Origin of the sequence: Paenibacillus faecis (assembly GCF_008084145.1) — a bacterium.
In the GTDB taxonomy this organism is placed as follows: Bacteria; Bacillota; Bacilli; order Paenibacillales; family Paenibacillaceae; genus Fontibacillus; species Fontibacillus faecis.
Genome location: NZ_VSDO01000003.1, coordinates 901,155 through 920,342 on the forward strand (window position 1 = coordinate 901,155; position 19,188 = coordinate 920,342).

13 protein-coding genes and 1 riboswitch are annotated in these 19,188 nt (G+C 52.1%); all 13 genes read left to right on the forward strand.

Going from position 1 to position 19,188, the window contains the following annotated elements; translation table 11 throughout:
• Nucleotides 1-348: 348 nt before the first annotated feature.
• The 13 genes from spoIIE (at nt 349) to FRY98_RS17530 (ending at nt 19,137) form a co-directional block, all read left to right on the forward strand.
• The gene (gene spoIIE / locus FRY98_RS17470) at nt 349-2,847 is read left to right on the forward strand and encodes a stage II sporulation protein E (RefSeq protein WP_148454252.1); all 2,499 of its coding nucleotides are present in this window, start codon (nt 349-351) and stop codon (nt 2,845-2,847) included.
• A gap of 170 nt (nt 2,848-3,017) precedes the next feature.
• Complete coding sequence (gene tnpA, locus FRY98_RS17475) at nt 3,018-3,488, forward strand: IS200/IS605 family transposase (protein ID WP_148450426.1); 471 nt, start codon at nt 3,018-3,020, stop codon at nt 3,486-3,488.
• A 334-nt stretch (nt 3,489-3,822) separates the two neighbouring features.
• Complete coding sequence (locus FRY98_RS17480; RefSeq protein WP_249043438.1) at nt 3,823-4,296, forward strand: hypothetical protein; 474 nt, start codon at nt 3,823-3,825, stop codon at nt 4,294-4,296.
• A 367-nt stretch (nt 4,297-4,663) separates the two neighbouring features.
• Nucleotides 4,664-5,347 carry a hypothetical protein gene (locus FRY98_RS17485; RefSeq protein WP_148454256.1) on the forward strand — a complete coding sequence of 228 codons (684 nt, stop codon included), beginning with the start codon at nt 4,664-4,666 and terminating at the stop codon, nt 5,345-5,347.
• Between the two features lie 514 nt (nt 5,348-5,861).
• A riboswitch (cyclic di-GMP riboswitch) is annotated at nt 5,862-5,949 on the forward strand.
• Nucleotides 5,950-6,120: 171 nt separating this feature from the next.
• Nucleotides 6,121-7,881 carry a methyl-accepting chemotaxis protein gene (locus FRY98_RS17490; RefSeq protein WP_148454258.1) on the forward strand — a complete coding sequence of 587 codons (1,761 nt, stop codon included), beginning with the start codon at nt 6,121-6,123 and terminating at the stop codon, nt 7,879-7,881.
• A 24-nt stretch (nt 7,882-7,905) separates the two neighbouring features.
• Nucleotides 7,906-11,679 carry a non-ribosomal peptide synthetase family protein gene (locus FRY98_RS17495; protein WP_148454260.1) on the forward strand — a complete coding sequence of 1,258 codons (3,774 nt, stop codon included), beginning with the start codon at nt 7,906-7,908 and terminating at the stop codon, nt 11,677-11,679.
• A 191-nt stretch (nt 11,680-11,870) separates the two neighbouring features.
• On the forward strand, nt 11,871-12,785 hold the full coding sequence (locus FRY98_RS17500) for an ArsR/SmtB family transcription factor (protein ID WP_148454262.1): 915 nt from the start codon (nt 11,871-11,873) through the stop codon (nt 12,783-12,785).
• Nucleotides 12,786-12,988: 203 nt separating this feature from the next.
• The gene (locus tag FRY98_RS17505; RefSeq protein WP_148454265.1) at nt 12,989-14,740 is read left to right on the forward strand and encodes an ABC transporter substrate-binding protein; all 1,752 of its coding nucleotides are present in this window, start codon (nt 12,989-12,991) and stop codon (nt 14,738-14,740) included.
• A gap of 55 nt (nt 14,741-14,795) precedes the next feature.
• Nucleotides 14,796-15,752 (forward strand): ABC transporter permease, encoded by a 957-nt coding sequence (locus FRY98_RS17510; RefSeq protein ID WP_148454267.1) that lies wholly within the window; start codon nt 14,796-14,798, stop codon nt 15,750-15,752.
• 12 nt (nt 15,753-15,764) lie between these two features.
• Nucleotides 15,765-16,694, forward strand: coding sequence for an oligopeptide ABC transporter permease (gene opp4C / locus FRY98_RS17515; protein ID WP_148454269.1), 930 nt, complete (start codon nt 15,765-15,767; stop codon nt 16,692-16,694).
• A 10-nt stretch (nt 16,695-16,704) separates the two neighbouring features.
• Nucleotides 16,705-17,688, forward strand: a complete 984-nt coding sequence (locus FRY98_RS17520; protein ID WP_148454271.1) for an ABC transporter ATP-binding protein — start codon at nt 16,705-16,707, stop codon at nt 17,686-17,688.
• Nucleotides 17,681-18,649 carry an ABC transporter ATP-binding protein gene (locus FRY98_RS17525; RefSeq protein ID WP_148454273.1) on the forward strand — a complete coding sequence of 323 codons (969 nt, stop codon included), beginning with the start codon at nt 17,681-17,683 and terminating at the stop codon, nt 18,647-18,649. Before FRY98_RS17520 ends, FRY98_RS17525 begins: the two co-directional genes overlap by 8 nt.
• Nucleotides 18,650-18,684: 35 nt before the next feature.
• Nucleotides 18,685-19,137 carry a hypothetical protein gene (locus FRY98_RS17530; RefSeq protein ID WP_148454275.1) on the forward strand — a complete coding sequence of 151 codons (453 nt, stop codon included), beginning with the start codon at nt 18,685-18,687 and terminating at the stop codon, nt 19,135-19,137.
• Nucleotides 19,138-19,188 lie beyond the last annotated feature (51 nt).

Here is a 19,188-nt window from a genome sequence, read left to right on the forward strand (position 1 = left end):
CCACCGCAGGCAGATCATGCCTGCGGTTTTTGTTTTTTCGAGCAATCCCTCCGCCGGATTCTATTTTTGTCGTCTGCCCCGCTTAACCGACAGGTTACAACGCAATCCACGAACTTCTCGGGTGAAATTAACAGATATTGGTTACTCCTTTTGTAACCTTTCATGCGAACACAAAATCCCCTTGACGCGCTCATTCGCTTGGGCGGCCTGGGTTCGCGGAGATTCGGGAACCGCTCTCAATTTGTCGGAAAATTCTTTGCCCCAGATTCCGGTATATGACAAACTTTCCGCTTGCCGCCTCCTATAATGGGACATACCTTACAAAATTGGAAAAGGCGGTGCCAGGCGATGGAGAAGTGGAACGTGATCCCATTTCCAGGGATGAAGAAGGCAAAAGGACAAGCAGGGGAGGTTTCTTGGGACGGTTGGAAGCAGATCCCGTTCGTTGCGGCCTGCAGCCGAATGTTTGCGGCCAATAAATGGACCGGTTTGCTCCTGCTGATGAGCTTCCTGCTAGGCAAAGCGACGATCTTGGACGAGCTGGCTCCTTTTGCCGCGGCGTTTTTTGCGGTGATGATGTTTATGCGGCGGGACATCGCCGTGGTGACGGGAGCGCTTATGATTGCCGGAGCCCTGTTTGTATCCGGACATCACGCTGCCGTGATCGCGGCGGAACTTCTCATCTTTTACCTCATCCATAAAGGCATGGAGTCCTTTGAACGGGCCGAGCTGTCTTACGCCCCGTTGATGGTGTTTACGAGCACCTTTTTCGCGCTGTTGTTTACGGCCGTCATCGGACCTTCCCTTACCTGGTATGCTCTGGTCGTGACTGTCATGGATGCGATTCTCAGTTTTGTGCTCACCTTGGTATTCATTCAGGCGGTCCCCGTATTTACGTATCGGAAAAGAAATTACCAACTGCGCACGGAAGAAATCGTCTGCCTGGTCATCTTGCTCGCCTCGATCATGACCGGTACGGTGGGTTGGGAGATCGGCGGACTGTCGATCGAGCATATTTTGACAAGGTATTTGATCCTTCTGTTTGCGCTGGTCGGCGGCGCCGCGCTCGGCGCATCGGTAGGGGTCGTAACGGGTCTGATCCTCAGTCTGGCCGACACCTCGGCCCTGTACCAGATGAGTTTGCTCGCCTTTTCGGGCATGTTGGCGGGGATGATGCGGGAGGGGCGCAGATGGGCGGTAGGCTTTGGCATGCTGCTGGGTTCCTCTATCCTGTCCATCTATTTGGCGGGCCCGGCCGAAGTCATGTCCTCCACTTGGGAAAGCTGTGCGGCGGTCCTGCTGTTTCTGCTGACCCCAAGAAGCGTGATTAGCGCGATCGCCAAATATATCCCCGGTACGCAGGATCATACGAACACCCAACATGAGTACGCCAAAAGAATGCGGGAAATAACGGCCGGCCGGGTCGCCCAGTTTTCCGAAGTGTTCAAGCAGCTGTCGCGAAGCTTCGGTCAAATCGCGAGCTCGGGGGAAATCGCCAAGCGCAGTGAAGAGGTCGATCACTTTATGAATGCGGTTACCGAAGGAGCCTGCGCAACTTGTTTTCGCCGAAATGCCTGCTGGGACGGCAAGTTCTATCAAACCTACAAGTATATGACCGAAATGATGACGGCTGTCGAAGAAACCCCCGAGATCACCAAGGATGAGCTTCCCCCCAAATGGGATAAGATCTGCATCAAAACCGATCAGGTGCTTGCGCTGATGAAGCGGGAATACAACCTTTATCAACATGATATGCACTGGAAACGCCAAATATACGACAGCCGGTTGCTGGTTGCGGAGCAGCTTTCCGGCGTGTCCCAGGTGATGGAGGACCTGGCCCGGGAAATCCAGCGGGAAGGACAAGCCTTGTACAAGCAAGAGGAACAGATCCGGGAGGCTCTTGAAAAAATGGGCCTGTCCATTCATAACATCGATATCGTCAACCTGGATCACGGCAACGTGGAGATTGAAATCGTCCATGCCTATACCCGCGGTTATGACGAGTGCCGAAAAATTATCGCCCCGCTGCTGTCGGATATTTTGGGCGAACATATCGCGGTGGTCGGGGAGGTGATGTCGGATCGGCGGGACGGTCTGGCAACGGTGACATTCGGTTCGGCGAAGACCTATGAAATTACGACCGGGGTGGCCGGCGCAGCCAAAGGAGGGGACCTGCTGTCCGGGGACAGTTTTAGCGCAAGGGAACTGGGGAACGGGACATACGCCGTAGCGCTGAGCGACGGGATGGGCAACGGCGAGCGTGCCCGGCTGGAAAGCAGCACCGCCCTCAGCATTCTGGAACAATTGCTTCAATCGGGGATGGATGAGACGCTGGCGATTAAATCCGTCAATTCCGTATTGATGCTGCGCTCCCCGGATGAAGTGTACGCTACGGTGGATATGGCGTTAATCGATGAGTATTCGGCACGGACCACCTTTTTGAAAATCGGTTCCTCCCCAAGCTTCATTAAACGCGGAAACGAGGTGATCCCGATCACGGCCAGCAATTTGCCGATCGGCATCATCCAGGATATTGAGGTGGATCTGGTGACCGTGCAGCTGTATCCCGGCGATACACTGATTATGATGACCGACGGCGTGTATGACGCACCGGGGTACGCGGTGAATAAGGAATTGTGGATCAAGCGGCTGATTCAGGAAATCCGGTCCGAGGATCCGCAGGATATCGCCGACGGATTGCTGGAAGCCGTCATCCGCTACCAGAAAAATACGATCCAGGACGATATGACCGTAGCGGTGGCGAAGGTCGATCATTACCTGCCGCAGTGGTCGACCCTGCATATTCCGGGGCTGAGCCGGTTGGAGCGGCCGCGGACGGTGAGTTAAGAGGAGAACTTGAGGTGAAAGCCTCAGGTTCTTTTTTTTGTCGAAGAAAACCCCCAGTTTGACTGGGGGTTCAGGAAAGCTTATAGCTATGAGTAAAAATCCCTTGACCTTTATGATAAAATGATAGCCGGTCTGCCAACCGCATCATGAAATCAAGGAGGACAAGGGAAATGGATAAGAGCAGTCTAGCACATACACGCTGGAACTGCAAATACCATATCGTATTTGCGCCAAAGTACAGACGACAAGTGATCTATGGGAAATTAAAAAGAGAAATCGGAAAAATCATTCGAGAGCTATGTGAGAGAAAAGGTGTGGAGATTCATGAGGCGGAGGCATGCCCAGACCATATTCACATGCTGGTAAGTATCCCTCCTAAGTTAAGTGTGTCGGAATTTATGGGATACTTGAAGGGAAAAAGTTCGCTGATGATCTTCGATAAGTTTGCGAATCTAAAGTATCGGTACGGAAATCGACAGTTTTGGTGTAGAGGATACTTTGTGGATACGGTAGGACGTAACAGGAAAGCGATCGCCGAATACATTCGGAATCAGCTAACAGAAGATAAGAACTACGAACAACTCACGATGAAAGAACTGTTCGACCCGTTTACGGGTGAGTCGGTAGGAAAGGGCAAGTAAAAAAGCCCCTTTAAGGGGCATGCCCGAGACCGCTCGCGGTTGGCAGACTTTCAGTGCGCCTTCTTAGGCGCTTGCTAGTACCATGCCCTTATAGGGCTGATGGAAGCCACCGGCTAAGCCGGTGGTTATGACTGAATTTTTCAACTGAGTCCGGGGGATGCAGAAATCCATGGTCGATACGGTGGGGGAAGCAATAACAGCGGCGGTATCGTGGGAGAAAATCCAGAAAACAAATGGAGGCTACTATGGGTCGGACTTGGCGCAATGATATACTGAACTCGGGCAAAACGGACAAGACCTTCGATCTAGGATAAAAAATGATAATTGAGAGGGAATGAATGTGAAAAAAACAATTCAAGAGAAGATAGCTTTGATGAAAAATGTCCTTGAGGTAAATCCTTTTAATCTTGTGATAGGAGAAATTCAAGAGAGAATAATTACTGAAGCTGAACTTAATATCAAGGATGGTCAGTTACAAGATTATCATAATTTTTTTAGAGAGTATGGATCTATGAGATGTGGAAGCATTGTTATTTTTGGAAAAAGTGAATTAGGTGATTTTCAGTTTCCTGTCGCTGAAATGCCAGGTGGATTTGAAGAATGGATTTGTATTGGAAAGATTGATCCGTATCCATTATTTATAAACAAAAAAAGTGGAGTGATTTATTGTTTATTTGAAGATTCAAAAATTAAATCATATGAAGGATGGAATGACTTTTTGGAGAATTATGTTTTCGGAGAACGTTATCTTGAGATTATTGGTAAAGATGAGTGGTACGAATTATTAAGAGAACAACAGATTATTTGAAATAGTCATCACATTGAACAGATTGATTATGGGGAATGGGGAACAGGATATAAAACGAAGTACAAGATAATGAAGTACGTATTAGAGATTTGTACGATTTAATGGAATGGACAGCGGATTTACCGGATGAACAAGTGATTCATCTTGAAAATGGTTATTACCATATCACAGTGTTCAGTAATTTACCTGATTCAAAAATACGTGGTGACCATCAGGAAATTTATCTTTATTTTAATCCATTAACTGAAATGCCGAGAATAACGTATTTAGGAGTACCGACATTGGAATAGTTGAATGGACTGCACCTTGGTATTGATACACTGAAATACATAGTGGGATGCTCTAATCAGTTGTAGGAGGTTTTATTGTGAAATTGAAAAAGATTATCTTAGAAGGAGATTCTAAATATGAAAAGGCGAATCAAGCATTCCCGATAAGGTGGAAGTCGCATCATGTAACTGAATTATTTGTGGAGTTATTTCCTGAAATCGAATTAGATGGGAACAGACAGTTAACTATTTTAGCTACAAGGAATAGAAGAGAAAATGCCAAGAAATACAATAATTATAAAGCGTTTAATGTTTCGTCATACTATCTTGAAGAAGAACAAATAAAGGCTTTAGAGGCCTTAAACCCAGAAGATGAAAATTTCATTTTGGATATTATTGAAGAGGTATTAGTTGATATAACCAACATACTTGGTGAAGATGAAGAAAAAAGAAGTGCTATAAAAGATACCATAAAACAAGTGAGGGAAATGGAGTTCTCACTAAAGAAAAAAATGAAAACCTTATCCAAAAAGTCGAAAGTAGGAAAATATAAAGCAGATGTGTTTAGATGCCTGAATAAAACATCTGGTGAGGCATGGTGTGTGGAATTAGAAAATGGGATTTCAGGTGAGACAAGAGTGGAGTGGTTGACCGGCAAACCGGATTATCTAGATCGCAGAGATTACTTTAAAAAATCCAAGTGGGAAGAAAATAAATTTATAATCACGAATAGATTAGGTATAGAGGTCTTTTCAATTGAAATTGGTATGGAAGAATCATAATGCTACAATTCCAAAAGAATGAAAAGACTAATTATGCTGAGATGAATCCATAATTGTAGATATAAACTCCCACCGTCGGAGTCTCCATCATTAACGGGAAAATATCCTGTTAATATACCGCTCTTGGCTTTTCGATCCGATTTAGCTGGAAAAGCTCCAGCTATTTCGCGGCCCTGTTGCCGAAATACACAATTTCGAGCGAATTAACGGGAAGTTTTCCAGCTAATTCGCCTCTGCAGCCGCATACGTACCAAAATAACGGGAAGAATTCCCGTTAATTCAAACCAAACATACCCCTGGATGATATCCGGTACGGTCAGGTCAGCATTATTACTTTTGAGGAGTGACATTGCAAAGAAGTAAGCACCGGAAGATACCTACATATATAGTGCCAAAGACACAAAGCCGAAACCCATTTGGTTTTTTTTTCATGGGAAAGTATTGAAGAATGTAGTAAAATTGACCTGCGCATCAACCGATACACTATTTATGGGACATTTTCTCAAAATTTGATATTTCTCTTTGGCAAAGCTGTCGAAAGGCAGTGACGCAAAGCTATAGGGACTACCTCCTGTAACGGGAAATGTCAGCCAGTTGCTTTTTTTGCGGTAGCCTATAGTTTTTTTACTGTAGGCTATCTTTTTATGCCCATTTCGGGGCCATCCTGCCGCTCTTGGAGAGGAGATGATAGCGGGCTTTGGTTAAGATGTTTCAAGGGTTGAACGATGACCCGGATGGATCAAATTTCAAGAGAGAAAGAGGAGAAACCGAAAATGAAACAACCCCGCTTAGTCGGCGGAATCCGCCAATGGAGTATTGTCACAAAGAATATGGTCTTAACGAGTATCTCGATCTTGCTAACGGGCGTCATTCTCATCGCGTCGAGTTTTTATATTCAAGGACAGGTTTTGACGAAGCAGTTGAAGTCCGATTCGCAAGAGGTCATGGAAGCCTGGTCGCATAAAATCACCCCGGCGGAAGCCGCCGAAGCCATGAAGAATACGGACCGGAATTCACCGATCCAGAAAAAGCTTACCGGGATCTTCGACGATTTATCGGCCACGCATCCGAACGTAGCTCAAGGGTATATTTTTGGCTCGGAAATCGTGGATAACAGCACGCTGATGATCGCCTTCCCGACCGCCGTTTTGGATATGTTCGAAGGAGAAGGGCTCCACTTGGGAGACAAGCTTGGACAGCCGGCTTTCCACGTAAAAGGCGTTCAGGAAATGATGAAAACGAAGAAAATTACCTTTACAAAACCGTACAATGACGATTACGGCACCTGGCTGACCGTGCTTTATCCGATCCAGGACGAAAGCGGCAAGATCTTCGCATATATGGGGATGGACTTTGACGCGAGCGTCATTTTACAGGGGCAGAAGGATCTGCTGAAGTATACCTGCCTTGCGCTGGTGGCGATTTTGGCGTTGGTGCTGACGATTCAATACATATTTACAAGACGGACCTTTGCGCCGGTCAAAGATTTGATGCATGCCTTGGATCGGCTGAGCCAGGGTGATTTCAGCGTGCGTTTGGAGACGAGCCAAAGCGAGCTGGGACAGGTCAATGCGAAATTCAATTCCACCGTCGCCAATATAAATGAGCTGGTCTCCACCATCAAGGCGGTTTCCACCCAATCGGCCGAGCAGGCGCGCGTCCTGTTTACCGCTTCGGAGGAAAACCATAAGACTTCCACGGACATCACGAATCATATTGAAGAAATCTCGGACAAAGTGTCGATTCAGAGCAAATCGATTACGGAGAGCGTGACGTCTTTGGAGGAAATCAATTCGGGGGTTTCCACCATCGCAGGCAGCACGTCCGCTTTGTCGGAAGCTTCGGTACAAATGAAAGAACAATCCGAACTGGGCGGCGAAAATATCAACAAAGTTATTAAGCAAATGGATTCGATCCGCGAATCGGTACAGCATTCCGTAGCCTCGATCGAGCAGCTGCGCAAGCGGTCCGGTGAAATTGAAGAAATCGTCCAAGTCATTACCCAAATTTCGGCCCAAACGCATCTCTTGTCTCTCAACGCGAGCATCGAGGCAGCGCGGGCCGGCGAGGAGGGCAAAGGGTTTGCCGTCGTAGCCAACGAGGTCAAGAAACTGGCCGAGGAATCGGGCAAGTCGGCGGAGAAGATCGCCGATCTCGTGCATTACATCCAGAATGAGACGCTGACCGCCGTCCAGGCGATCAGCGAAGGCGAGCGGAACGTTCAGGCGGGCATCCATGTGGTAAAAGAAACCGGCGAATTGTTCTACAGCATCTTGGATGCGACGGATTCCATCACGAGCCAAATTCAAGAAGTGTCCGCGGCCACGGAGGAAATGGTGGCGGAGACCGAGCAGATTACGGCGACGATTCGCCAAATCGCCGTTCTTGCGGAGCGAAACGCGGACGTGTCGGAGTATATCAAGAACAGCGCCTTGGAACAGCGCTCCTCGGCAGGGAAGATCGTGGATTCGGCCGAGAGCTTGAACGAAATTTCCGGGAAACTGGAGCACATGGTGGAAGAGTTGAAAATATAGAGAGAACTATAAGGAGCTGAGTGAGTGGATACCTTACTAACGGACCGCAAAGTCCGGGACTTTTGGCTAAATGAACTGCAGTTGCCGTTATCCGGATTCGATATGTACACGGACTCTCCCAAAGTGAACTACAAAGGTGATTTGGTTACAACTACGCATCGATTGGCCTTGCCGGAGAACGCTTTTACCCGGATGGGCAAGGACCGCGACTTGGAAAACTGGCTGCTCGCCGGTTATGTCGTATTTATGTTTCGAATGAGCGGGGAACCGGATCAGATCGTCGGAGCTAGAAATTCGGCAGGCCGCGTTCTTCCGCTGCGTTTGAACTGCGATGGCAAAGCAACCTTCGGGCAGCTGTACCGGATGGTGAAGGACAAGCGGGCGGCTTTGGACGCCGTCGATATGCCGCTGAAAGAAATCGAAGAGACGATCGGGCATTCGCCCGTGCTTTATACGGTGTTTGAAAAACAACCCAAAGCGGGCGTTGCCGGCTTGAATGGGGACGCTCCCGGAAACGTCTATATGCATTGGCGGTTTGATTGGGTAAACGACGACGAGGGCCAGCTTCGGATCGATTACGAGCGTCACCTCTTTAACGAGGGGACGATTGCGGAATTCGCCGCCCACTTTGAGTTGATCATGCGGGCCGTTCTGGAGAATGAAGACCAAGCGATCGGCGGCATCCCGATCTTAACGGCAGACGATAAAATCGCCTATGCCGAGCTGAACGATACGGCCCGGGTCTGGCCGTCCCTGCCGGAGAGCATCCCCGATATGCTGCGAAGCACGGTAAGGCTCCACGGCGACCGCACCGCCTTGTCTTCCGGGGACCGTTCGCTGACTTACCGGGAACTGGATCTCGTATCGAACCGGCTGGCCCGGATGCTGCTTCAACGCGGACTTCAAAAGGGCCAGTTCGTGGCCCTGTTTATGGAGCGCAGTCTGGACGCCATCATCGCCATGCTCGCCATTCTGAAGGCCGGCGGGGCCTACATCCCGCTCGATCCCGAGCATCCGGAGGACCGGAATGCTTACATTATCGCCGATACCCGTACCGGCATCGTCCTGACCAAGGACGGATATGCGCCCCAGCTGAAGGCGCTTTTGGCAGCCGCGAAACGGGAGGTTTCCATCCTGCACCTGGATCGGGAGCTTGATGGAGACGATAGTGAGCTTGACCCGGTAAACTGCGTCTCGGGCGATGATGTGGCCTATATTATCTATACGTCGGGGACGACGGGAAGGCCGAAGGGCGTTATGATTCCCCACGCCGGGGTCCTTAATCTGGCGCTGGCTACGGTGGAGCAGCTTGGACTGCGGGAGAAGGACATCATCCTTCAATACTCGACCTTTAGCTTCGATGCTTCGGTCTACGATATTTTCAGCGCCATTTGCTGCGGCGCCCGGCTTCATTTGCTCTCGAACGAGCAGCGTTATTCGGTCGAAGCGTTCACGGCGGCGATCGAGGAACAGGGCGCGACGCGTATCGGCATTCTGCCAACCGTATTTTTTAACCAGTTATCCGCTCATCTGAATGCGGAGCAGGCTCTAAAATACGGAAACATCCGCAGCTTCGTCATCGGCGGTGAGGCGCTTCCCGGCGAATCGGTGCGTTCGCTGCAAAGAAAGCTGCCGCATCTGCCGGTCATCGTGAACGCATACGGGCCGACCGAGGTTACCGTGGCTACCACCACGCATTTGATGGACAGCCCCGTCCCGGATCACCTGAACACGATCAGCATCGGCAAACCGCTTGCCAATTATGAAGTGTTGATCGTGAACGAACTGCTGCAGCCGTGCCCGGTCAATGTGGCCGGGGAACTTTTGATCCATTCCGTGGGCTTGGCTAAAGGGTATCTGAATCAGCCGGAGAAGACCGAGGAGGCCTTCATTTTGGACCCGGTCAACCCAGGCTCCGGCAAGCGGTATTACCGGTCCGGCGATCTGGTTCGCCTGCTGCGGGACGGCGGTATCGAATACGTCGGCCGGAAGGATTTGCAGGTCAAGATCCGGGGCTACCGGATTGAGATCGGCGAAATTGAAGAGAATCTGATCAAGCATGGGGATCTCAAAGATGCCGCGGTGATCGTCAAAGAGGACGAGTCCGGGGAAAAGCTGCTCGTCGCCTTCTACACCTCCAAAAACGGAGCGCCGGTGGAGAAGACGGAGCTCGTGGCCTACATGAAATCCAAGGTACCGGCTTACATGGTACCCAGCCAATTCGTCTTCCTGGAGGCCATGCCGGTTTCGCCGACCGGCAAAATCGACCGCAGGAAGCTCGGCTTGTATGAACTGCCGGAGGAGGAAGCATACGCAGGAGCCGATGCGGCGCCGCCCGAAAACGAGCTGCAGGCCGAAATCGCCGCGGCTTGGGCCAAGGCGCTGCGGCTTCGCTCGGTCGGCATCCATGACGACTTCTTTGAAATCGGCGGCCATTCGCTAAAAATTCTGGAGACGCTCGTGCTGCTGAAGCCCCGTTTCCCGCAATTGAAAATCAATGACTTTTTCGCCTATCCGACGGTAGCCCGGCTCGCCGAACGGGTTGCCGAATTGGCGCAAGCCCCGTCGGGTAAAGGGGACGCCGCTCCCGGTCTGACGGGCGAAACGGTGGATCTCGCCGAAACTCCGCGCCAATTCGGCCGGGGTTCCCTAACCGGCGGGAAGCTGAAACCGGGACGGCAAGAGCATATTCTCCTTACCGGGGCTACCGGGTATCTCGGTTCCTCGCTTCTGGATGAATTGCTGCGGACGTCCCAGGCAACGGTGTACTGCTTGATCCGCCCGATGCAGGGCCAGGATGCCTATGAACGGTTGCAGCGGGTCATGGAGGGGTATTTTGGCCCCGAAGTCGTCCAGCGGATGGAAGGCCGCGTCGTTGCCGTGCAGGGCGATCTGGAGCAGCCGGACCTTGGACTGGTAGGGCCGGTCCGCGATCTGCTTCTGGCGAAAATCGACGCGATCCTTCACTGCGGAGCCGAAGTTAAGCATTTCGGCGAGGCCGAGTATTTCCACCGGGTCAACGTGGAAAGTACGGAGCGCCTGCTGGCATTGACCCGCGGGAGAAACGTTCGCTTTCATTATGTGTCGACGCTCGGGATCCCGGAGGATCTGGCCATGGGCGGACAATGGGAGACGTTTGCCTCGGAGGGCGGGTATCAGGACCCGAGCCTGGATACCGGCAACGTGTACACCAACAGCAAGCTGGCCGCCGAGCGGCGGGTCATCCGCGCCTGCGAAGAGGAGGGCGTTCCGGCGACCGTGTACCGCGTCGGAAATCTGTCCTGCCATTCGGAGACCGGCGCTTTCCAGCGGAACATCGACAACAACGCATTCTATCGGATGCTGAAGGCGATGCTCCTGCTGGGGAAGGCGCCGAGCGTCAGCTGGCAGGTCGATCTGACGCCCGTCAACTTCGCGAGCGGCGCGATCGCGGCCCTGGCCCTTCAGGATGGGACGGCCGGGCGGCTGTTCCATATTTGCAATCCGGTACAGCTGCCTTACGCGGAAATGGTCGAGTCCTTCCGCTCCCTCGGATATCGGATTGAGCTGCTGGATTGGGCCGAGTACGAATCCTGGCTGCTGGATGCGGGCCGGCCGAAGGATCAGGCCGGGCTGGAGTTGGCGATGGCCCAACTGGAAGGAGACGGGGCGAAGAACTCCCCGTTCCGGTTCGCTTGCCCGCAAACCGTCGAGTACCTGGAAGGGACGGGAATCCACTGCCATGTGCCCGACTCGGCATACATCAAAAGGTTGGTAGAGTATGCGGTAAAGGTAGGATATTTCCCGGAATCGCCATGAGAAACTGACAGATTATTAGAGGACTGACAGGTTATTAGAGTAGAGATAGAGCAATAGCGGATGCCATTCCCGAAACGTGTAGAAAGGGGACGGTATCCGTTTTTTTTGCCGTGCGGCACGTTGTCCTATTACATGTTGCGTGTATCCCGAACCGGCAAGTTATAATAGATCCAGAAAGGGGCGTACGACATTTGGCCTATCAACTGGATATCGAGTTTAAGTCTTTATACGAACTGACGAGCAGTCTTCATACGTATATTTGCCGAAAATCGCACAAGAAAATGCTGCTGGCCCCGGACTGGGCCAAGGAAGTCGGCGGAAGTCTAACCCCGGAGTTTGCCTCGTTGCTTAGCCGGATGGAAGTGGATGCCGACTGGAAATGGACCTACCTGTTGGTTTATCTTTGCCGGGAAGGGGAGGAAGCGGAGGATTTCCTGGCTTGGCTGGAGAGGAAGTCCGTCGGAGATCTTTATGAGTTAATGGCGGAATACGGCCAACCATTCCCGAAAGATATGGGGGAATTTCGCTCCCGCACGCTCTCGGTCTTTTCCCAGTGGAACGACCAATATTTTAAACGAACCGACCCGGCCGTCCGGGAGTCGCTTCGGCAGGATGCCGAGCAGAGGAAGAGGGAACGGGATGCGGGCGCGAGCTTCCGGGAGTTTGCCGAGCGAATTACCCATGGTCTGGTTTTTGAACCCAAGGAGGGGTTGGAACGTCTCGTGTTGGTACCGCAGTTTCATTTTCAGCCCATGAATGTGATTTATCATTTCGGTAAAGTCACACTGTGCCATTACTCCGCGCGAGTTTATCGCGATAAGCCATCCTCGTTTCCCCAGCATGAATACCTTACGATTCGAGCCCTGGGGGAGCAAAACAGGCTGAAAATTCTGCAATTTTTGCATCAAGGTCCAAGAAGCTTCAGCGAAATCGTCCGTCATCTGAACATCTCGAAGGGGATTACGCACGATCATATCTCTAAGCTGAGAAGGGGCGGTTTAATCCGGGCCCACATAGAGGGTGAAGCGGTGACCGAATACAGCCTGCGTCTCAATGCGCTGGAGGAGTTCCAGAAAAAGCTCATGGCCTATATCATGAACGAATAGAATGTTACGGTTACGGCTCAGCTCACAAAAACAAAGCAACCACCGCTGCCTGGAGGCAGGGTGGTTGCTTTGTTTTGCAAAAAGAGAAAAGAATTAAAGTTCTCTATTTACAGAACTTACCGGCCGAACTATAATATGCATTAACAATAACTTAGTTATCGCATCGGAATTAACAGAAATATAAAACGACAGGAGCGAGAGAAATGAAGAGAAATCGGATAGCCGAAGTCACTGCAGCCTTATTGATTGGTTCGTTGGTGTTGTCGGCTTGCAACGGAGGCGGTTCGGGCGTTGAATCCCCCGCAGGGAAAGCCACGGCGGCTACGACGGGCAATGCATCCGGGGCCACGGCGGATGGAAATGCCGCTTCCTCCGGAGATACCGACGGAGTAATCCTTGCGGCCGATTTATCCAAGCTGCCGAACGTGGCGAAACAACGCACGGATATGATCATTGTGGGGCTTACCGATCCCAGTGGCGCATTTACCCCCTATTTTCACCAAAGCGGTTATGACGGCAATGTTTCTTCCCTGCTGTATACTCCGCTCGTGACGGTGGACGATAAAGGACTGCCGAAGGCGGGGCTTGCGGAAAGCTGGGACATTTCCGAAGATCAACTGACCTATACGTTTCATCTGCGAAAAGACCTGAAATTCAGCGACGGTTCGCCGCTGACGGCGGAGGATGTGGCGTTCACCTGGACGCTCCTGCACGATAAGGCTTACGACGGCGACGCGCAGCTTCCCACCCTCTCCATTGAAGGAGGCGAGGCTTATAAAGCAGGTAAAGCGGACACGGTTTCCGGAATTACCGTCGTGGATCCGTTAACCATTTCGGCGAAGCTGCAGAAGCCGAATGCCATGGCGCTGGTGATTTTGGGCGGGGATGTTCTGTCCAAGGCTTATTATGGCAAGGATTATCGTTTCGGTCAGTTGGATTACATCAAAAAGCTGCACGAAAAGCCCCTGGGTAACGGGCCTTATGTGCTGGAGAAATTCATTCCCGGACAGGAAGTAAGGTATGTGGCCAATGAGCATTATTATGCCGGTAAGCCCAAAGCACCGCGGTTTATTTATAAAACCTCCGAAGGCGACACGTGGCAGTATCTGGAGACCGGGGAAGTCGATTATGCTTCGTTCAGCGCGACGAAGGAAAACATCGATAAGCTCAAGCGTTTGGGCTTCGTCAATATCCTGCCTTATACCCCGAGCACTTACGGTTATCTTCAATTAAATCTGGAACATGAACCGCTCAAGGATAAACGGGTTCGTCAAGCTCTCACCTACGGTCTGGACCGCCAGAGCATTTATGTGGACGCCAACCAGGGAGCCGGCGAGGTCGCCAACGTCCCCGCTTCGCCTATCTCCTGGGCTTACACGGAGGAAGGGACCAATCCATACCCCTATGACCCGGTCAAAGCCAATCAACTTCTCGATGAAGCCGGTTGGGCCAAGGGTCCGGACGGAATCCGCGAGAAGGACGGGAAGAAGCTGTCGATCCATTTCTTGGGCTCCAAGAACGCCCAAATCGATACCTTTATCGCGGTAGCCAAGGAGAACTTCGATGCGATCGGGGTCGAGTTCACCCCTGAGATCTTTGCCGATTTTAACGCCCTGGTGTCCAAAGTGGAGGGAGGCGATTATGATATCGCTTCGTTCTCCACACCGATGCTGACGGATCCGTCGGAAGGAGTGCTGCAATTTGTGGACGGGGAGATCAAAGGCTACGACAACCCCAAAGTGAAGGAGCTTTATGATCGGGCGCTCTCCACTACCGACATCGAGCGGCGAAAGGCGGTATATCAAGAACTGTTCCAATTGTTGAACGATGAGCTCCCGGTTATTTTTACAAGCTACAAAAAGACCGTTTACGCCTACAACGGGCGCATTCAGCATCTTTCCGTCAGCCCGTTCACCGGCTTGTCCTCCAGCCTGCCGAATTGGGAATTGAAATAAAAAACGGCCGCCGTTCCGGAAGATCGACGCGGCGGCTTACATAAGGAGCCGGATTATGAGCGTTTATCTGGGCAAAAGGCTGATATATATGACCTTGATCCTGCTTGCGGCATCTCTGCTCATCTTTAGTCTATATGCATTAACCCCCGGTGACTTCATCAGCGGGAATATTAAACTTACGCCGGAGAGGAAGGCCGAGCTCCGGGAGATTTACGGCCTGAATAAACCGGTGCTGGAAAGGTATGCCCTATGGATGAAAAACGCGCTCCACGGGGACTTAGGTTATTCGCTCGCCCAACAAAAGCCGGTCTTGACCCTGTTCAACGAATACCTGTGGAATTCGTTTCTGCTCGCGGCGGTGTCCACTTTTTTCACCTGGGTGATTGCGGTTATGATCGGCGTTATTTCCGCCTACAAGCAGTACTCCTGGTTCGACACGCTCGTGCTGGTCGCCGTGTTTGCGGCCATGTCGCTGCCTTCCTTTTTTATCGGTTTATTCCTGATTAAAATCGTAGCCGTCGATTTGAAATGGCTGCCGCCGGGAGGCATGCTGACAACGGGCAGCAACGCGACAGGCTGGGCTTATTTTACCGAAGTTATCCATCATATGACCTTGCCCGTCATCGTTATGACCATTTTGGGCGTGGGTTCGCTGACGCGGTACTTCCGTTCCAATATGATCGATGTGATCAAGCAGGATTATATCCGAACCGCCAGAGCCAAAGGATTGAAAGAAGGAAAAGTGCTGTTCTCCCATGCGCTTCGCAATGCTTTGCTGCCGGCGATTACCCTGGTGGGCTTCGAGCTTCCGGCCCTGTTCGGAGGTTCTTTGATTATTGAAAAAATATTTAACTGGCCGGGGATCGGCCAGCTGTATATGAGCTCTTTTTCATTGCGGGATTACCCGTTATTAATGGGGTTTACGATGCTGATTGCCGTCCTGACGGTCATCGGTACGCTTCTGTCCGATCTGTTGTATCGTCTGGCCGACCCTCGCGTCAGGCTTCATTAGGGGGTGGAGAATATGGAGAATGTCGATAGCGTAAAAGCGAAGGCGATCCGAACGGGATCTCGCCCAAGGAGAAGATCGTCGCTTTGGTCGCAGGCGCTGCAACAATTGCTGAAGAATAAATTGGCCGTTTCGGGGCTTGCGGTTGTGATGTTGGTGGCGATCGTCTGTTTTGCGGGTCCGCTCTTCTCCCCGTATACGGACAATAAAATCAATATGGCGCTGATGAACAAGCCGCCGAGTATGCAGCACTGGCTGGGGACCGATAAGCTCGGACGGGATGTTTTGACCCGGGTGATGCAAGCGGGACGGATCTCTCTTACGGTCGGCCTGGCTTCTATGGTGTTGTCCGTGTTTTTGGGGACGTTGCTCGGGGCGGTTGCCGGCTACTACCGGGGAATCGTGGATCAGGTCATCATGCGGGTCGCCGATTTGCTGCTGACCATACCGGGACTGCCGCTGCTGTTTATATGTGGAGCCTTGCTGTCCGATTGGAAGGTGCCGACCGATTACAGAATGTATATCGTCATGCTGATGCTGAGCCTCGTCAACTGGCCGGGACTCGCGCGAATGATCCGGGGGCAAATGCTCAGCTTGCGGGAGAGGGAGTTTATGCAGGCGGCCGTCGTACTTGGATTAAGAGACCGACGGAAACTGTTCTATCACTTGATTCCCAATCTGATCCCGTTAATTATCGTCATGGCTACGCTGAACATCGGCGGTGCGATTCTGAGCGAATCGGTTCTCAGCTTTTTCGGGTTGGGGGTGATGCCGCCGACTCCGACTTGGGGGAATATGATCGACGCCGCGAATAATATGATCGATTTTCAAGAGCACCCCTGGCTATGGATTCCCCCGGGCGTCTCCATTTTTGCGACGGTTATCGCGATCAATGTGTTTGGAGACGGCCTTCGCGACGTCCTCGATCCCAAAATGAAAAGATAGGTGAAAAGATATGTCGATTCTGCTGAAAATTGATCGGCTTGTGACGCAATTTCCTGCCGAAGAGGGCGTCATCAAAGCGGTGGATGGGGTAAGTCTGCGTGTGCTGCAAGGCGAAACCGTCTGTATCGTCGGGGAATCCGGCTGCGGAAAAAGCGTGACCGCCCTCTCGGTAATGGGTTTGTTTCAAGGGATCGCGGGGGCGGACATCCGGGGAAGCATCCTTTTTGAGGATAGGGACCTCTTGGCCCTGAGCCGCCACGAACTCCGGGCGGTTCGCGGAAACGAGATCGCCATGATTTTTCAGGAGCCGATGTCTTCGCTAAATCCGGTCCTCACGATCGGCGAGCAGTTAATGGAGCCGTTGCTAGAGCACTTAAAGCTCAGCAAAAAGGAGGCCCGGAAAAAAGCCGTTGAATTGATTGAACAGGTCGGCATCTCCAGGCCCGAACAAATCGTCAAATGCTATCCGCATGAGCTTAGCGGAGGGATGCTGCAGCGGGTCATGATCGCCATGGCCATATCCTGCCGGCCGAAGCTGCTTATCGCCGATGAACCGACCACAGCCCTGGACGTGACGATACAAGCTCAAATCCTGGATACCTTGCGCAGGATCAAGGAGGAATCCGGGATGTCGATTTTACTGATCACGCATGATCTCGGCGTTGTGGCCGAGATAGCCGATTATGTCGTCGTCATGTATGCCGGTAAAGTCGTGGAGGAAGGTGAGGTCACCCGGTTGTTTGAGGCGCCGAAGCATCCATATACCCGCGGTCTGCTGCGTTCCAAACCGGTGCTGGGGCAGCGGGAGGAATCGCTGTATTCCATTCCGGGCCAAGTGCCCGACCTCCTCGCATTAAGTCCGTCCTGTTACTTTTATGATCGCTGCGAGCACGGGATGGAGATTTGCCGGCACCGGGAGCCTGCGTTGGGAGAAGTGGGAGAGCGGCAGCGGGCGGCCTGCTGGCTTTACGAGGAGGCGAAGGCGCATGCATGAACCCTTGCTTGAAGTGAACCGCCTGAAAAAATATTTTCCGATTAAAACGGGCCTGTTGCAGCGGACTACCGGATATGTTCGAGCGGTCGACGATGTCAGCTTCACCCTTCTCCCGGGGGAGACCTTCGGGCTTGTGGGGGAATCGGGCAGCGGAAAGAGCACGGTTGGACGCGCGATTGTACGCCTCGCGGACAAGACCGGGGGAGAAATCAAATTTAAAGGAATCGACATATACGGCCTTAAGGAGGGAGACTTGCGCCAAGTGAGGCCGAAAATCCAAATGATTTTTCAGGATCCCTACAGCTCGTTGAACCCCCGGATTCGAGTCGGAGACGCCATCGGCGAAGCCTTGCTGGATCACGGGCTTCAGCCGAAGGAGGAGATCCGCGACCGCGTACTGGAAGTGCTGGGCTTTTGCGGCCTGTCGTCCTCCCACTACGACCGCTACCCTCACGAATTTTCGGGCGGGCAAAGGCAGCGGATCGGGATCGCCCGGGCGCTCATCCTCCAGCCTGACCTGATCATCGCGGATGAACCGGTTTCGGCGCTGGATGTGTCGATTCAGGCCCAAATCATCAATTTGTTCAGAAAGCTGCAGGAGACGCAGGGGCTGGCCTCTCTTTTTATATCCCATGATTTAAGTGTGGTGGAGCATTTATGCTCGCGCGTCGGGGTCATGTATTTGGGAAATTTGGTGGAGATGGCGCCGCGCGACGAGATTTTTAACCGTCCGCTTCATCCCTATACCAAAGCGTTGCTGTCGGCCGTTCCCATCCCGATTCCCCGAATAAAAAGAGAGCGGATCCTTTTGAAGGGGGAAATTCCGAGTCCGGCGAATCCGCCTTCCGGATGTAAGTTCCATACCCGCTGCCCATATGCCAAGGAGGAATGCGCGGAGAGGAAGCCGGATTTCCGCGATGTCGGGAGCGGGCACTATGTGGCTTGCCATTTGGTTGACTGAGAAGAGAAGATATTACCGGGAGGAGGATCGAGCGGATGCCGACGACGCTGCCACAACCGTACGCGCTGCGGCTGGAAATGATTCGGGCCGCGGGCTATTCGAACCAAGAGGCGATTTCGCTGATAGAGAACAAGGATACCGCTACATTGGTGCAGAACGTGGACCCGGAGGTAAACTGGGGGGAATTTCTTGATTACGCGCATCAAAACCGGGAGGATATAAGAGCGGCTATCGCCCAGGGATATCGGTTCAAATTTATTACCGCGGGAGGTCTGCAGAGCTTCTTGCGGATTAGTTTCGGCCTCCAAGCCGGTGAAGATTACCGGTTCGACGGGGAGCGTTTCACGGAAATCGGGCTAAGCGAGCCGGATTTTGAGCTGTTGCGGCATCGGGTTCCCGAACAGCACTGGACTTTCGTTATCACGAAAAGAGATGAAGGAAGCGGCGAAGTCCGGTTCGAAATCGAGCTGGCATCCGCCGCGTATTAAGGGAGGTTCTCCCCTTCGGGGACGGCCTCCTTTCTTTATGCAGCGCGCCAT

What these genes read in the sequence shown, in the direction of transcription:
- tnpA (WP_148450426.1), top strand. Translation starts at nt 3,018, where the DNA reads ATGGATAAGAGCAGTCTAGCACATACACGCTGGAACTGCAAATACCAT.
- spoIIE (WP_148454252.1), top strand. Translation starts at nt 349, where the DNA reads ATGGAGAAGTGGAACGTGATCCCATTTCCAGGGATGAAGAAGGCAAAA.
- FRY98_RS17490 (WP_148454258.1), top strand. Translation starts at nt 6,121, where the DNA reads ATGAAACAACCCCGCTTAGTCGGCGGAATCCGCCAATGGAGTATTGTC.
- opp4C (WP_148454269.1), top strand. Translation starts at nt 15,765, where the DNA reads ATGGAGAATGTCGATAGCGTAAAAGCGAAGGCGATCCGAACGGGATCT.
- FRY98_RS17525 (WP_148454273.1), top strand. Translation starts at nt 17,681, where the DNA reads ATGCATGAACCCTTGCTTGAAGTGAACCGCCTGAAAAAATATTTTCCG.
- FRY98_RS17520 (WP_148454271.1), top strand. Translation starts at nt 16,705, where the DNA reads ATGTCGATTCTGCTGAAAATTGATCGGCTTGTGACGCAATTTCCTGCC.
- FRY98_RS17505 (WP_148454265.1), top strand. Translation starts at nt 12,989, where the DNA reads ATGAAGAGAAATCGGATAGCCGAAGTCACTGCAGCCTTATTGATTGGT.
- FRY98_RS17530 (WP_148454275.1), top strand. Translation starts at nt 18,685, where the DNA reads ATGCCGACGACGCTGCCACAACCGTACGCGCTGCGGCTGGAAATGATT.
- FRY98_RS17480 (WP_249043438.1), top strand. Translation starts at nt 3,823, where the DNA reads ATGAATGTGAAAAAAACAATTCAAGAGAAGATAGCTTTGATGAAAAAT.
- FRY98_RS17510 (WP_148454267.1), top strand. Translation starts at nt 14,796, where the DNA reads ATGAGCGTTTATCTGGGCAAAAGGCTGATATATATGACCTTGATCCTG.